This is a genomic window from Streptomyces triticisoli (assembly GCF_003270085.1).
GTDB lineage: Bacteria > Actinomycetota > Actinomycetes > Streptomycetales > Streptomycetaceae > Streptomyces > Streptomyces triticisoli.
Genome location: NZ_QFDQ01000221.1, coordinates 1 through 14,682 on the forward strand (window position 1 = coordinate 1; position 14,682 = coordinate 14,682).

The window sequence follows — 14,682 nt, forward strand, 5'->3', positions numbered from 1 at the left end:
GGAGCGCCGTAGCCGGGCCGGCCCCAGCCGGGGCCGGGCGGTGGCGGCGGTGGGGTCTGGCCGGGGGCCGGGGCTCCCGTGGGTGCGGACCACTGGCCGGGCGGCGGCTGCTCCTTGGACCACTTCACGCCGGGGCTCTGCGGCTGTTCGCCCGGCTGGTCCGTGGGCTGCGCGGGGCCGGGGTGGCCGGCGGCGTCGGCAGGCCCGGAGCCACTCGGCTCCTGTCCGTCGGACGGGGCGGATCCGGGCGAGGACCAGCCCGGAGTGTCTTTCATCGTCGCTCCTTCACGGTGCCCGTCCGCGGTCGCGGCGGCAGGTTGGCAGCCATCGTGCCATGGGGTGGTCTTCGGATGACCGGCGGTGGTGGCGGCTGAGTACCTTCAATTGTCCGCCGGATACGGGGCAGACTGACGACATGGCTCATCAGTACGCGCAGACCCGCGAGGACAACCGGCCGGCCGGGACACCGGCGATCCGCTGGGAGGAGCCGCCCGAGGGCCCGGTCCTGGTTCTCCTCGACCAGACGAGGCTGCCCGCCGAGGAGGTCGAGCTGGTGTGCACGGACGCCTCCGCGCTGGTGGAGGCGATCCGGTCGCTGGCCGTGCGCGGGGCGCCGCTGCTGGGCATCGCCGGGGCGTACGGCGTCGCGCTCGCCGCCGCGCGCGGCTTCGACGTGGACGAGGCCGCGACGGCGCTGGCGGGTGCACGGCCCACGGCGGTCAACCTCTCCGTCGGTGTGCGCCGGGCGCGGTCCGCTCATCAGGCGGTGCTCGCCAGGACCGGCGACGTCCGGCAGGCCGCTTCGGCGGCGTTGGCCGCGGCACGTCAGTTGCATCAGGAGGACGCCCGGGCCAGTGCGCGGATGGCCGAGCACGGGCTGGCGCTCCTGGACGAGTTGCAGTCCGGGGGCGGGCACCGCGTCCTCACGCACTGCAACACCGGGTCACTGGTGTCGGGCGGGGAGGGGACGGCGTTCGCGGTGGCGCTCGCGGCGCACCGCGTGGGGCGGCTGCGGCGGCTGTGGGTGGACGAGACCCGGCCGCTGTTCCAGGGTGCGCGGCTGACGGCGTACGAGGCGGCCCGCAAGGGCATGGCGTACACCCTGCTCACGGACAACGCGGCGGGCTCGCTGTTCGCGGCCGGTGAGGTGGACGCCGTGCTGGTCGGCGCGGACCGTATCGCCGCCGACGGCTCGGTGGCGAATAAGGTGGGCAGCTATCCGCTCGCGGTGCTCGCGCGCTACCACCACGTGCCGTTCATCGTGGTGGCGCCGGTGACGACGGTGGATCCGGAGACCCCCAACGGTGCGGCGATCGAGGTCGAGCAGCGCCCGGGCTACGAGGTGACCGAGATCATCGCGCCTCAGGTCCCGGTCACGGGAGCCGGCGGCGGCATCCCGGTCGCGCCGCTGGGAACGCAGGCCTACAACCCGGCGTTCGACGTGACCCCGCCCGAGCTGGTGACCGCGATCGTCACCGAGGAGGGCACCGTCTCGCCGGTGACGGCCGAGGGCCTGGCCGAACTGTGCGCCAGGTCGCGGCAGGCGGCGGCCGAGTAGGGGCGGCGTCCCGTTCTCGGGGTGAGGGCAGACAGTAGCGAGTCGGTACGACTATCGTCACAGGACAGTGAACTCCCTCACCTGGATCTTCGCAGCCGTTACGAGAATGGGATGATGTCGTTTATGAAGGGACGAGTCCTTGTCGTCGACGACGACACCGCACTGGCCGAGATGCTCGGGATCGTGCTGCGTGGTGAAGGTTTCGAGCCGTCTTTCGTAGCCGACGGCGACAAGGCGCTGGCCGCTTTCCGTGAGACCAAGCCCGACCTGGTGCTGCTGGACCTGATGCTGCCCGGCCGGGACGGCATCGAGGTGTGCCGCCTGATCAGGGCGGAGTCCGGGGTGCCGATCGTGATGCTGACGGCCAAGAGCGACACCGTGGACGTGGTGGTGGGCCTGGAGTCCGGCGCCGACGACTACGTCGTGAAGCCGTTCAAGCCGAAGGAGCTCGTGGCCCGTATACGGGCGCGGCTGCGCAGGTCGGAGGAGCCGGCACCGGAGCAGCTCGCCATCGGCGACCTCGTCATCGACGTGGCCGGTCACTCCGTGAAGCGGGACGGGCAGTCGATCGCGCTGACGCCGCTGGAGTTCGATCTGCTGGTCGCCCTGGCCCGCAAGCCGTGGCAGGTGTTCACCCGCGAGGTGCTCCTGGAGCAGGTCTGGGGCTACCGGCACGCGGCCGACACCCGCCTGGTGAACGTGCACGTGCAGCGACTGCGCTCCAAGGTCGAGAAGGACCCGGAGAAGCCCGAGATCGTAGTGACCGTCCGTGGTGTCGGCTACAAGGCCGGACCGAGCTGACGTGTCGGGGGACAGTGCCGCTTCGACGCCCGGAGGGACCGGGGCCCGCGCGGAGCGGCCTGTCGGCCGGACGAGTGCGGGTTCCCGCTGGGGGCGCCTCCTGGACGGCGGGCTGCTGCACGGCGGCGTGCAGGGCAGCCCGGTCCTGCGTCTCTTCCTGCGCTGGGTGCGCCGGCCGCTGCTGCCCGTCATGAGGCTGTGGCGGCGCAACATCCAGCTCAGGGTCGTCGTCACCACGCTGCTGATGTCGCTGGGCGTCGTCCTGCTGCTCGGTTTCGTCGTCATCGGCCAGGTGCGCAACGGGCTGCTGGACGCCAAGGTGAAGGCGTCGCAGAGCCAGGCCACCGGCGGTTTCGCGGCGGCCAAGCAGGGGGCCGACGAGGAGGCGACCGTCACCGCCGACGCCGCCTCCACGACGGACGGCCGCTCCTCGCAGAACGTCATCCAGTGGATGAGCGACCTGGTGTCCTCGCTGTCAAGCGGTGGCCAGGGAGCCTTCGACGTGGTCACACTGCCCGCGGGCGACAACAGCGGCGGCGGGCGCGGTCCGCGCGCCTCCGGCGGCGTGGACCCGACGGCGAGCATCCCCGAGGAACTGCGGGCGAGGATCAACGGCAGCATGGTGGCCGCCCAGAGCTACGCCCGCATCGTCTACAAGGACAGCGACAAGGGCTCCCAGCCCGCGCTGGTCATCGGCAAGCAGGTCAACGACCCCAACGGTGACCCGTACCAGCTGTACTACCTCTTCCCGCTCAGTCAGGAGGAGAAGTCGCTGAGCCTGGTCAAGGGCACTCTCGCGACGGCCGGTCTCTTCGTCGTCGTACTGCTCGGGGCCATCGCCTGGCTGGTGGTGCGGCAGGTCGTCACGCCGGTGCGGATGGCGGCCGGGGTCGCCGAGCGGCTGTCGGCCGGGCGGCTGCAGGAGCGGATGAAGGTCACCGGCGAGGACGACATCGCGCGGCTCGGCGAGGCCTTCAACAAGATGGCGCAGAACCTGCAGCTGAAGATCCAGCAGCTGGAGGACCTGTCGCGGATGCAGCGCCGGTTCGTCTCCGACGTCTCGCACGAGCTGCGCACGCCGCTGACGACCGTGCGGATGGCCGCCGACGTCATCCATGAGGCGCGCGAGGACTTCGACCCGGTCACCGCCCGCTCGGCGGAGTTGCTCGCCGACCAGCTGGACCGGTTCGAGTCGCTGCTCGCCGATCTGCTGGAGATCAGCCGTTTCGACGCGGGTGCGGCGGCGTTGGAGGCCGAGCCGATCGACCTGCGGGAGGTCGTGCACCGGGTCGTCAGCGGTGCGGAGCCGCTGGCCGAGCGCAAGGGCACCCGGATCCGGGTCGTCGGTGACCAGCAGCCCATCGTGGCGGAGGCCGACGCGCGGCGTGTGGAGCGCGTTCTGCGCAACCTGGTCGTCAACGCCGTGGAGCACGGCGAGGGCAGGGATGTCGTCGTCAAGCTCGCCGCGGCCGGCGGTGCGGTCGCGGTCGCGGTGCGCGACTACGGCGTCGGGCTCAAGCCGGGCGAGGCGACCCGTGTCTTCAGCCGCTTCTGGCGGGCGGACCCGGCACGCGCGCGTACCACGGGCGGTACGGGCCTGGGGCTGTCGATCGCCCTGGAGGACGCCCGGCTGCACGGCGGCTGGCTGCAGGCATGGGGCGAGCCGGGCGGTGGCTCGCAGTTCCGGCTGACGCTGCCCAGGACCGCGGACGAGCCGCTGCGGGGCTCGCCCATACCGCTGGAGCCCAAGGACTCGCGGCGCAACCGCGGACTCGACGACGCCGGTCTGCCCAGCGGGGGAGAGAAGCGTGCCACCGTGCCGGTGCAGGCGACGGGTGACCGTATGGCCTCGCCGCGGGACCCGATCGCGTCGCGGCCGGCCGAGGCGACCCCCACGGCCGACCCGACGGCGCTGCCCGGCAACGGCGCGCGCGTGGTGCCCCGGCCGGCCTCGGGCGCGCGACGGCAGGAGGCCGTGCCCGCGGTGGAGACGGCGGGGAACGACTCGGAGGGCTCCGCGGATCCGGAGGGAGTCGGGCCGCGGGACGTGACGCAGCAAGGGGAGGTATTTCGTGGGCGCTGACCGCGAGGGGGGCGTGCGGCGGCCGGTGCGCGCGGTGGCGTACGCCGTCTGTGGGGTCGTACTGCTGGCGGGGTGCGCCACGATGCCCGACAGCGGGGACCTGAGGGATGTGGAGTCCACTCCGCGTCAGGACACCGAGGTACGGGTGTTCGCCATGCCGCCCGCGGAGGGCGCCCAGCCCGCGGAGATCCTTCAGGGCTTCCTGGAGGCGCTGACCAGCGACGATCCGCAGTATGCGACGGCCCGCCAGTACCTGACGGGAGCGGCCGCGCGGCAGTGGCGGCCGGAGTCGTCCACGACCGTGCTCGCCGGCGGCCCGGGCATCCAGGCCGACCGCAGGGCGGGACGCGACGACACTGACGACTACGCGTTCACGCTGACCGGCAGCAAGGTGGCCCGGGTGGACGAGCAGCAGTCGTACACGCCGTTGGCCGGCCCCTACAGCCAGCCGGTGCATCTGACGCGGGACAAGAAGAGCAGGCAGTGGCGCATCGACGTGCTGCCGCAGGGCGTCGTCATGGGACAGTCGGACTTTCAGCGCAACTACATGTCCGTCAACAAGTACTACTTCGCCTCCGGTACCTGGGCGGAGTCGGGGACGTCGGCGACAGCCGTCGCCGATCCCGTCTACGTGCGCCGGCGCGTGGACGCGATGACGCAGATGGTGCGCTCCGTGCTGGCCGGGCCCACGAGCTGGCTCGAGCCGGTGGTCAGGTCGAGCTTCCCGACCGGTACGGCGCTGAGTGGCGGCGTCACCGCGCTGACACCCGACGACCAGAACAAGCTGACCGTGCCGCTGAACGGCAAGGCAGCCGGGGTGGGGCGCGAGAAGTGCGGGGAGATGGCGACCCAGCTGCTGTTCACACTGCAGAACCTGACGCCCACGGTGGACACGGTCGAGCTGCAGGCCGACGGCAGCACCTTGTGCGCGCTCGGGCTCGGAGAGGACCGGGCCGGGAGCGTCGCCAGGCGCGGGTCGGTGAAGCGGTCCGACTACCTGTACTTCGTCGACGACAAGCACCGGCTGGTGCGGATGTCCGGCGCCGGCGTCGGCGCAGAACCGGTGCCGGGCGCGCTGGGCGAGGGCGTCCAGCCTCTCGGGTCGGCGGCCGTGTCGTGGGACGAGCGCACCGCGGCAGGGGTCAGCTCCGACGGGAAGTCGCTGTTCGTGGGCTCGCTGGTGGCGGGCGACCCGCTCGAGCCACCCGTGCTGCAGAGCCGCGGCACGACCGAGGACGATCGGCTGACGGCGCCGAGCTGGGACGTGCGCGGCGACCTGTGGGTGGCCGACCGCAATCCCGCCCAGCCGCAGCTGCTGGTGCTGGAACAGGGCGCGGGGAAGCCGCTCGACGTGCGCGTTCCCGGGCTGAACGGACGCGTCGACGCGGTGCGGGTGGCCGCCGACGGGGTGCGGATCGCACTCGTCGTGCGGGCGAAGGACGACAGCAAGTCCCTGCTCATCGGGCGGATCGAACGGGACGACAGTTCCGGGGACCGGCCGGTGGTGTCGGTGCTGGAGCTGCGTTCGGCGGCGCCGGAGCTGGAGGACGTCACCGCCATGTCGTGGGCCGGTGACAGTCGGCTCGTGGTGGCCGGGCGAGAGCAGGGGGGCGTGCAGACGATGCGGTACGTCCAGGTCGACGGCTCCACGCCCAAGGGCCCGGCGCCCGCCGCACTCACCGGGGTGCAGTCGATCGCCGCGTCCGAGGACGACCGGCTTCCGCTGGTGGCGTACTCGTCGGAGGACGGGATCGTCCGGCTGCCGTCCGGGGCGCAGTGGCAGAAGGTGGTCAAGGACGGGTGGGCGCCGGTCTATCCCGGCTGAGCGCTCCTCCTGCCTCTGCCCTGCTGCTGTCCCGGCTGAGGGTTCCTTCGTCGTCCGTGTGGGGGACGCTCCGGTCGTTGTGAGCGGAGTTGTCCACAGGGTGTTGTCCACAGGGCTGGCCGGGACGGCGCGGCGTTGGCACAGTGGAGTGCATGCGCGGGTGGTGGCAGGACCTGACCGACCTGGTACTGCCGGCCGAGTGCGGGGGCTGCGGCCGGCCTCGCACGGTGTTCTGTCCCCAGTGCCGGACCGCCCTGAGCGGGGGCGCACCATGCCGGGTGCGTCCGGTGCCGGAGCCGCTCGGGCTGCCGGCGGTGTACGCGGCGGCTCCGTACGAGGATGCGGTCAGGGCGGCCCTGCTCGCCCACAAGGAACGGGGCGCACTGGCTCTCGCGCGCCCGCTGGGCACGGCGCTGGCGGGTGTGGTGGGGGCCGGGCTGCGGGCGGCCGTGGCAGGGGCAGGAGCAGGAGCAGGAACAGCGGGCGCGGGGCTGTCGTGGACGGTGGGTGGGACCGTGCTGCTGGTTCCCGTGCCGTCCGCGAGGTGGGCTGTGCGGGCCCGCGGGCATGATCCGGCGCGGCGGATCGCGCTCGCGGCGGCCGGTGAGCTGCGGCGGTCCGGGACGCCGGCCAGGACGCTGGCCGTGCTGCGCCAGCGGCGCGCCGTGGCCGACCAGTCGGGGCTGGACTCCCGGCAGCGGCTGGACAACCTCTCCGGTGCGCTCCAGGTGGCCGCGGGTGGTGCGGGGCTGCTGCTGAGCGGCCCGGTGGTGCTGGTCGACGACCTCATGACGACGGGCGCCTCCCTGACGGAAGCGGCACGTGCGGTGAAAGCGGCTGTGTACGCGGTGCGGACTCGGGAAGGGATGAGGGAACGGAAGTCCGGAGCGATGCGGGAAGCAACGCAGAAGGAGGGGAACTCGGTGTACGGCGCACTGGAAAACGGGGGTGCGTACGGCGCCGGTGACGTGATCTGTGCGGCCGTCGTCGCGGCTTCTCCGGATTCCTTCGAAATAAACCGGAACTGACTGTGAACTTGCGTCGTTGCAGGTAACGAGAGGGGTAATTCACCTGAACGGAGGTACGCCGCAGTAGAGGGTGACGTCATCTGTCCGGGCGAGATATGTTCAGGGTGTGAGGGAAAGGCGCAGGCCATCCCCGTCGTATCCGAATGCCGTGCTGTGGGTTTTCCGTAATCATCCGCACCGGCTGGGTGGAGATCTTGCCCATGGGGGAGGAGGAGGTGGCCGTCACCGAGTCCGAGGTTCCGGGATCACCGGAACCGGGTGCGAAAAGGGAGATGCTCCGCCGGTCGGCGGAGCGATCCGGGAACGGAGTTCTGCGTGGACATCGTCGTCAAGGGCCGCAAGACCGAGGTGCCCGAGCGGTTCCGCAAGCACGTGGCCGAGAAGCTGAACCTGGAGAAGATCCAGAAGCTCGATGGCAAGGTGATCAGCCTCGACGTCGAGGTGTCCAGGGAGCCCAACCCCCGACAGGCCGACCGCAGTGACCGAGTGGAGATCACGCTCCGCTCCCGCGGTCCGGTGATCCGGGCGGAGGCAGCGGCCAGCGATCCGTACGCGGCACTCGACCTGGCGGCGGAGAAGCTGGGTGCCCGGCTGCGCAAGCAGCACGACAAGCGTTTCTCGCGACGCGGAGCGCGCCGGATCTCGGCCGCCGAGGTCCCCGACCACGTCCCGGGCGCGGCGACGCTGAACGGCAGCGGCCAGACCGCCACGGAAGAGGAAGCGGGCCAGGTGCCCACCAAGAAGGTCGGCTCGCTGGAGGTGCAGGGGGAAGGCCCCCTCATCGTCCGCGAGAAGACCCACGTCGCCTCCCCGATGACCCTCGACCAGGCCCTCTACGAGATGGAGCTGGTCGGGCACGACTTCTATCTGTTCGTCGACTCCGAGACCAAGGAACCCAGCGTCGTCTATCGACGGCACGCCTACGACTACGGCGTGATCCACCTCAGGACGGACACGATGGTCACTGAGGCGCACTCTCCCGAGGCGGGCGGCACACTGGGCGGCTGACCCACCCGGCCGACAGCTGAGACGGTGCCCCTGGATGCGCGTGTGCGCCCCCAGGGGCACCGGCGTGCGACCCCTTCGCGCCCCGCTTGGGCACCGCAGTGTCGGCCGGACATGGAATCATGGCGGCAACGGCTCAACGGATGGGCTGTTGCCTTGGGTTGGCCACGGCACCGCACACCAGGCCACAGCCTCAGGGGGAGGACAACGATGGCGGACAGCTTCGGACCGATGCGGGGCGAGGATGCCGACGATGGCGTCGTCGGCGCGGGCCCGGACGCGGGCACTGCGCGCAAGGAGCCGATCAGAGTCCTTGTCGTGGACGACCACGCCCTCTTCCGCCGCGGCCTGGAGATCGTGCTCGCCGCCGAGGAGGACATCCAGGTGGTCGGCGAGGCGGGTGACGGTGCCGAGGCCGTGGACAAGGCCGCCGACCTGCTGCCCGACATCGTGCTGATGGACGTACGGATGCCCAAGCGCGGCGGGATCGAGGCGTGCACCTCCATCAAGGAGGTCGCCCCCAGCGCCAAGATCATCATGCTGACGATAAGCGACGAGGAGGCCGACCTCTACGACGCGATCAAGGCGGGCGCGACCGGCTACCTGCTCAAGGAGATCTCCACGGACGAGGTGGCCACCGCCATCCGCGCCGTGGCCGACGGCCAGTCGCAGATCAGTCCGTCCATGGCGTCCAAGCTGCTCACCGAGTTCAAGTCGATGATCCAGCGGACCGACGAGCGTCGCCTCGTCCCCGCTCCCCGGCTGACCGACCGTGAGCTGGAGGTCCTCAAGCTCGTCGCCACGGGGATGAACAACCGGGACATCGCCAAGGAGCTGTTCATCTCCGAGAACACCGTGAAGAACCACGTGCGCAACATCCTGGAGAAGCTCCAGCTGCACTCCAGGATGGAGGCGGTGGTGTACGCGATGCGGGAGAAGATCCTCGAGATCCGCTGACGCTCAGCCGAGCGCGCGGGCCAGCTCCCGGGCCAGGGGTTCGCGCAGCTCGGGCGCGTCCACCCGCTCCACGCGTACGTCCGTGCAGTCCACCCAGCCCGCCGCCTCGACGAGGGCCTGGGCGACCGCGGGTACGGATCCGGCGCCGTCCAGGGTGACCTGCTTGGCGACCAGGGTGCGGCCCTCGCGGGCGGGGTCGACGCGGCCGACGAGGCGGCCTCCGGCGAGCACCGGCATCGCGAAGTAGCCGTGGACCCGCTTGGGTTTGGGGACGTAGGCCTCCAGGCGGTGGATGAAGCCGAAGATCCGCTCGGTGCGGGCCCGCTCCCAGACCAGGGAGTCGAAGGGGGACAACAGGGTGGTCCGGTGCCGGCCGCGCGGGGCCGTCCCGAGCGCCGCCGGGTCCGCCCAGGCCGGTTTCCCCCAGCCCTCGACCGTCACCGGGACCAGCCCCGAGTCCGCTATCACCGCGTCGACCTGCTCGCCCTTGAGACGGTGGTAGTCCGCGATGTCCGCGCGCGTGCCCACGCCCAGGGACTGGCCGGCCAGACGGACCAGGCGGCGCAGGCACTCGCTGTCGTCCAGTTCGTCGTGCAGCAGCTGCTCCGGGACGGCGCGCTCGGCGAGGTCGTACACCCGCTTCCAGCCCCGGCGCTCAACGCAGACCACCTCGCCGTACATCAGGGCGCGCTCGACGGCGACCTTGGAGCCGGACCAGTCCCACCACTCGCTGGTCTTCTTCGCGCCGCCCAGCTCAGTCGCCGTCAGCGGGCCCTCGGCGCGCAACTGCTTGATGACCTGCTCGTAGGCGCCGTCGGGCAGTTCGTGGTTCCAGTGCGGGCGGTTGCGGTAGGCGCGGCGGCGGAAGGCGAAGTGCGGCCACTCCTCGATGGGCAGGAGGCAGGCGGCGTGCGACCAGTACTCGAAGGCGTGCGTGCCGGTCCAGTAGGCGCGGTCGACGGTCGCGCGGCCGACCGCGCCCAGACGCGCGTAGGGCACGAGTTCGTGGGAGCGGGCGAGGACCGAGATCGTGTCGAGCTGGACGGCGCCGAGGTGACGCAGGACGCCGCGCACCCCGGCCCGCCGGTCCGGCGCGCCGAGGAAGCCCTGGGCCCGCAGAGCGATGCGGCGGGCTTCGTCCGCCGAGAGGTCGGTGGTGGGGCGCGGGAGGGAGGTCATGGCTCCGCACGATAGGGGGTGGCACTGACAGCGCGGGTTGAACTGGGCGTTCGTCCCCGACGCCCGGGTCCCCGACGCCCGGGTCCCCGGCGCTCGGGTTCCTGGCGCTCGGGTTCCTGGCGCCTTCGTCCCCGATGCCGTTGTCCCCGATGTCTACGCGGGCGCCGGCAGGTACGGCGCCGTCGGCGGCAGGCCCAGGTCGGACGGCAGCAGGGAGCCCACCCAGCAGTCGCGTCGTACTCCCCTGCTGTCGAGGGCGGAGCGCAGAGTGCCCTCCAGGGTGAAGCCCACCCGTTCGGCCACCGCGCGGGAGGCGTTGTTGCCGACCTCGGCGCGCCATTCCAGGCGGTCGACGGCGAGTCGGGTGAAGGCCCAGCGGGCGACGGCGAGGGCGGCCTCGGTCACGTAGCCGTTGCCGCGGTGTTCCTTCGTGACCCAGAAGAACACGGAGCCGTCGGCCCATCCCTGGGGAACCATCTGTTCGGTGAAGTGCCGCGCGTGCTCGGGCAGGTAGGGCGAGGGGAGCTGGGAGAGCCAGCGCCCGATGTCGGGGTCCTGCGCGGCGGCGTACACGGCGTCGGCGTCCTGGGCGCCGATGGCGCGCAGGAGCAGGCGGTCGGTGGTGAGCGTGACGGGTTCCATCGGCCGATTCTCCTCGGGGCCGCGACAGGGCACCATCATTTTTCGCCCTGAGTGAGTGGGCGATCACAATTCGCGTAAATCTTCGGGGGAAGGCGGCACCATCCGCGGCCCCCGGACGTTGTCCTCTGTGTAGCCCTCGCGGTGCAGTGGACACGTGCCCTGCGGCAGGCCCTCCCGACTCGGCCGTGTCCTCGCATACGATGGCCGTTGCTCAGTCCGTCAAATGGAAACCGACCGTCCCAGGCCCGACCGGCAAGGAGACCAACCCCCGTGTCCGTCCTCTCGAAGATCATGCGTGCAGGCGAAGGCAAGATCCTGCGCAAGCTGCACCGCATCGCGGACCAGGTCAACTCCATCGAAGAGGATTTCATCAGCCTCTCCGACGCCGAGCTGCGGGCCCTCACCGATGAGTACAAGCAGCGGTACGCCGACGGTGAGAGCCTGGACGACCTGCTGCCCGAGGCCTTCGCCACGGTCCGCGAGGCCGCCAAGCGCGTCCTGGGCCAGCGGCACTACGACGTCCAGATCATGGGCGGCGCCGCCCTGCACATGGGCTACGTGGCCGAGATGAAGACCGGTGAGGGCAAGACCCTCGTCGGCACCCTGCCGGCGTATCTGAACGCCCTGGCCGGCAAGGGCGTCCACATCATCACGGTCAACGACTACCTGGCCGAGCGCGACTCCGAGATGATGGGCCGCGTCCACCGTTTCCTGGGGTTGGACGTCGGCTGCATCCTGGCCAACATGACGCCGGCTCAGCGCCGCGAGCAGTACCACTGCGACATCACCTACGGCACGAACAACGAGTTCGGCTTCGACTACCTGCGCGACAACATGGCCTGGTCGAAGGACGAGCTGGTCCAGCGCGGGCACAACTTCGCCGTCGTCGACGAGGTCGACTCGATCCTCGTCGACGAGGCCCGTACGCCGCTGATCATCTCCGGCCCGGCCGACCAGGCCACCAAGTGGTACGGCGACTTCGCCAAGCTGGTCAAGCGCCTCAAGCGCGGCGAGGCCGGCCAGCCGCTCAAGGGCATCGAGGAGACCGGCGACTACGACGTCGACGAGAAGAAGCGCACCGTCGCCATCCACGAGTCCGGTGTCAGCAAGGTCGAGGACTGGCTGGGCATCGACAACCTGTACGAGTCGGTGAACACCCCGCTCGTGGGCTACCTCAACAACGCCATCAAGGCCAAGGAGCTTTTCAAGCGCGACAAGGACTACGTCATCATCGACGACGAAGTCATGATCGTCGATGAGCACACCGGCCGTATCCTCGCCGGCCGCCGTTACAACGAGGGCATGCACCAGGCGATCGAGGCGAAGGAGGGCGTGCCGATCAAGGACGAGAATCAGACGCTCGCCACGATCACGCTCCAGAACTTCTTCCGCCTCTACAAGCGCCAAGACCACAAGGGCAAGGAACTGCCCGGCCTGTCCGGCATGACCGGTACGGCGATGACCGAGGCGGCCGAGTTCCACCAGATCTACAAGCTCGGCGTGGTGCCCATCCCGACCAACCGGCCGATGATCCGCAAGGACCAGTCGGACCTCATCTACCGCACCGAGGTCGCCAAGTTCGAGGCGGTCGTCGACGACATCGCCGAGAAGCACGAGAAGGGGCAGCCGATCCTGGTCGGCACCACCTCGGTGGAGAAGTCCGAGTACCTCTCGCAGCAGCTCAGCAAGCGGGGCGTCCAGCACGAGGTCCTCAACGCCAAGCACCATGAGCGCGAGGCGTCGATCGTCGCCCAGGCCGGCCGCAAGGGCGCGGTGACCGTGGCGACGAACATGGCCGGCCGCGGTACGGACATCAAGCTCGGCGGCAACCCCGAGGACCTCGCCGAGGCCGAGCTGCGCCAGCACGGCCTCGACCCCGAGCAGCACATCGAGGAGTGGGCCGCGGCCCTGCCCGAGGCGCTGCGGCGTGCGGAGGAGGCGGTCAAGGCCGAGAAGGAGGAGGTCGAGAAACTCGGCGGGCTCTACGTGCTGGGCACCGAGCGGCACGAGTCGCGCCGCATCGACAACCAGCTGCGCGGTCGTTCCGGTCGTCAGGGCGACCCCGGCGAGTCCCGCTTCTACCTCTCCCTCGGCGACGACCTGATGCGTCTGTTCAAGGCGCAGATGGTCGAGCGCGTGATGGCGATGGCGAACGTCCCGGACGACGTGCCGATCGAGAACAAGATGGTCACGCGCGCGATCGCGTCCGCCCAGTCGCAGGTCGAGCAGCAGAACTTCGAGACCCGCAAGAACGTTCTGAAGTACGACGAGGTCCTCAACCGGCAGCGCGAGGTCATCTACGGCGAGCGGCGCCGCGTCCTGGAGGGCGAGGACCTGCAGGAGCAGGTGCAGCACTTCATGGACGACACGATCGACGCCTACATCCAGGCGGAGACCGCCGAGGGCTTCCCGGAGGACTGGGACCTCGACCGGCTGTGGGGCGCCTTCAAGCAGCTGTACCCGGTGAAGGTCACCGTCGAGGAGCTGGAGGAGGCGGCCGGCGACCGCACGGGTCTGACCGCGGAGTTCATCAGCGAGTCCATCAAGGACGACATCCACGAGCAGTACAAGGCCCGTGAGGAGCAGCTCGGCTCCGAGATCATGCGGGAGCTGGAGCGCCGGGTGGTGCTGTCGGTGCTGGACCGCAAGTGGCGTGAGCACCTCTATGAGATGGACTACCTCCAGGAGGGCATCGGCCTGCGCGCGATGGCGCAGCGGGACCCGCTGGTCGAGTACCAGCGCGAGGGCTTCGACATGTTCACCGCGATGATGGAGGGCATCAAGGAGGAGTCCATCGGCTACCTGTTCAACCTGGAGGTCCAGGTCGAGCAGCAGGTGGAGGAGGTCCCGGTCGAGGACGCCAAGCCGGTGGCCGACCTGGAGAAGCGCGACGCGGTACCGGCGCAGGCCGGAGCGCGTCCGGAGATCCGGGCCAAGGGGCTCGACGCCCCCCAGCGGCGGGAGCTGCACTTCTCCGCGCCGACCGTGGACGGCGAGGGCGGCGTCGTCGAGGGCGAGTTCGTCACCGACGGCGGGCCCGTGCGCTCGGAGGCCGACGGCCTCACGCGCGCGGAGCGCCGCAAGCAGGCCAAGGCGGGCCGCCGCCGCAAGAAGTGACGTGACGCGCAAGGGCCGGGCACCCTCGGGGTGCCCGGCCCTTCGTTTCTCAGGGGAGTTCGTCGTCCGTGTGGGGCAGACGGGGACCGCCCAGCTCCACCGCCGTACAGCGCCAGCGCCGGTCCCGGCCCTGCTCCAGGCGGAACGCCATCGCCCGTAGCTGGTCGCCCGCGCCGATGCGGGCGAAGGCCTCCACGGCGCCCGGGCGGGGCTCGTAGTAGCCGATGTCCCGCACGACCGGGCGTGGGCCACGGGTGCGCAGAGCGCCGCGATCGGCAAGCCAGGCGAGTTCGTCGTACGCCTGGCCCGCGGTGTGCCGGAGCATCCAGTGCACGGGCCGCTGCCCGCTGAGCACGGCGAGAAGCCGATCGGCGAACAGATCGGTGGCAACGGGCAGCGAAGCCGCCCGCAGGGCGGCCTGCGCGTCCACCGCGGCGGCGGTGCCGCGCGCCACGGGGGCGTGGGCCCCCGCCGCCGTCCCGGCAGT

At 70.9% G+C, this 14,682-nt stretch carries 11 protein-coding genes and 1 pseudogene; 8 read left to right on the forward strand and 4 right to left on the reverse strand.

Features of this window, described 5'->3' with window-relative positions; genetic code table 11:
- Positions 1-275 (reverse strand): annotated as a pseudogene (locus DEP02_RS27170) (hypothetical protein); the annotation flags it as partial.
- 140 nt (positions 276-415) lie between these two features.
- On the opposite strand from DEP02_RS27170, the gene mtnA reads away from it, so the two are divergent.
- From mtnA to DEP02_RS27205, 7 genes are all read left to right on the forward strand, one after another.
- Positions 416-1,558, forward strand: a complete 1,143-nt coding sequence (gene mtnA / locus DEP02_RS27175; protein WP_112470325.1) for an S-methyl-5-thioribose-1-phosphate isomerase — start codon at positions 416-418, stop codon at positions 1,556-1,558.
- A 111-nt stretch (positions 1,559-1,669) separates the two neighbouring features.
- Positions 1,670-2,359 (forward strand): two-component system response regulator MtrA, encoded by a 690-nt coding sequence (mtrA, locus tag DEP02_RS27180; protein ID WP_198668611.1) that lies wholly within the window; start codon positions 1,670-1,672, stop codon positions 2,357-2,359.
- A 1-nt stretch (position 2,360) separates the two neighbouring features.
- Positions 2,361-4,442, forward strand: coding sequence for an MtrAB system histidine kinase MtrB (mtrB, locus tag DEP02_RS27185; RefSeq protein WP_112470326.1), 2,082 nt, complete (start codon positions 2,361-2,363; stop codon positions 4,440-4,442).
- Positions 4,432-6,267 (forward strand): LpqB family beta-propeller domain-containing protein, encoded by a 1,836-nt coding sequence (locus DEP02_RS27190; protein ID WP_112470327.1) that lies wholly within the window; start codon positions 4,432-4,434, stop codon positions 6,265-6,267. The genes mtrB and DEP02_RS27190 overlap by 11 nt, the downstream gene beginning before the upstream one ends.
- A 152-nt stretch (positions 6,268-6,419) precedes the next feature.
- The gene (locus DEP02_RS27195) at positions 6,420-7,295 is read left to right on the forward strand and encodes a ComF family protein (RefSeq protein ID WP_112470328.1); all 876 of its coding nucleotides are present in this window, start codon (positions 6,420-6,422) and stop codon (positions 7,293-7,295) included.
- Between the two features lie 315 nt (positions 7,296-7,610).
- Complete coding sequence (hpf, locus tag DEP02_RS27200; RefSeq protein ID WP_112470329.1) at positions 7,611-8,303, forward strand: ribosome hibernation-promoting factor, HPF/YfiA family; 693 nt, start codon at positions 7,611-7,613, stop codon at positions 8,301-8,303.
- Between the two features lie 207 nt (positions 8,304-8,510).
- Positions 8,511-9,257: a response regulator gene (locus DEP02_RS27205; protein ID WP_112470330.1), complete on the forward strand. Its 747-nt coding sequence runs from the start codon at positions 8,511-8,513 to the stop codon at positions 9,255-9,257.
- A 3-nt stretch (positions 9,258-9,260) separates the two neighbouring features.
- On the opposite strand, the gene DEP02_RS27210 is transcribed toward DEP02_RS27205, so the two are convergent.
- Positions 9,261-10,436: a winged helix-turn-helix domain-containing protein gene (locus DEP02_RS27210; RefSeq protein WP_112470331.1), complete on the reverse strand. Its 1,176-nt coding sequence runs from the start codon at positions 10,434-10,436 to the stop codon at positions 9,261-9,263.
- Between the two features lie 153 nt (positions 10,437-10,589).
- Complete coding sequence (locus tag DEP02_RS27215; RefSeq protein WP_112470332.1) at positions 10,590-11,078, reverse strand: GNAT family N-acetyltransferase; 489 nt, start codon at positions 11,076-11,078, stop codon at positions 10,590-10,592.
- Positions 11,079-11,348: 270 nt separating this feature from the next.
- Here DEP02_RS27215 and secA point away from each other — a divergent pair, with 270 nt between their 5' ends.
- A complete protein-coding gene (gene secA, locus DEP02_RS27220) occupies positions 11,349-14,195 on the forward strand; it encodes a preprotein translocase subunit SecA (protein WP_112470333.1) in 2,847 nt (948 codons plus the stop codon).
- A gap of 49 nt (positions 14,196-14,244) precedes the next feature.
- Here the strand turns inward: secA and DEP02_RS27225 are convergent.
- The coding region (locus DEP02_RS27225; protein ID WP_232839294.1) for an Rv3235 family protein at positions 14,245-14,682 on the reverse strand (438 nt) is incomplete at its 5' end.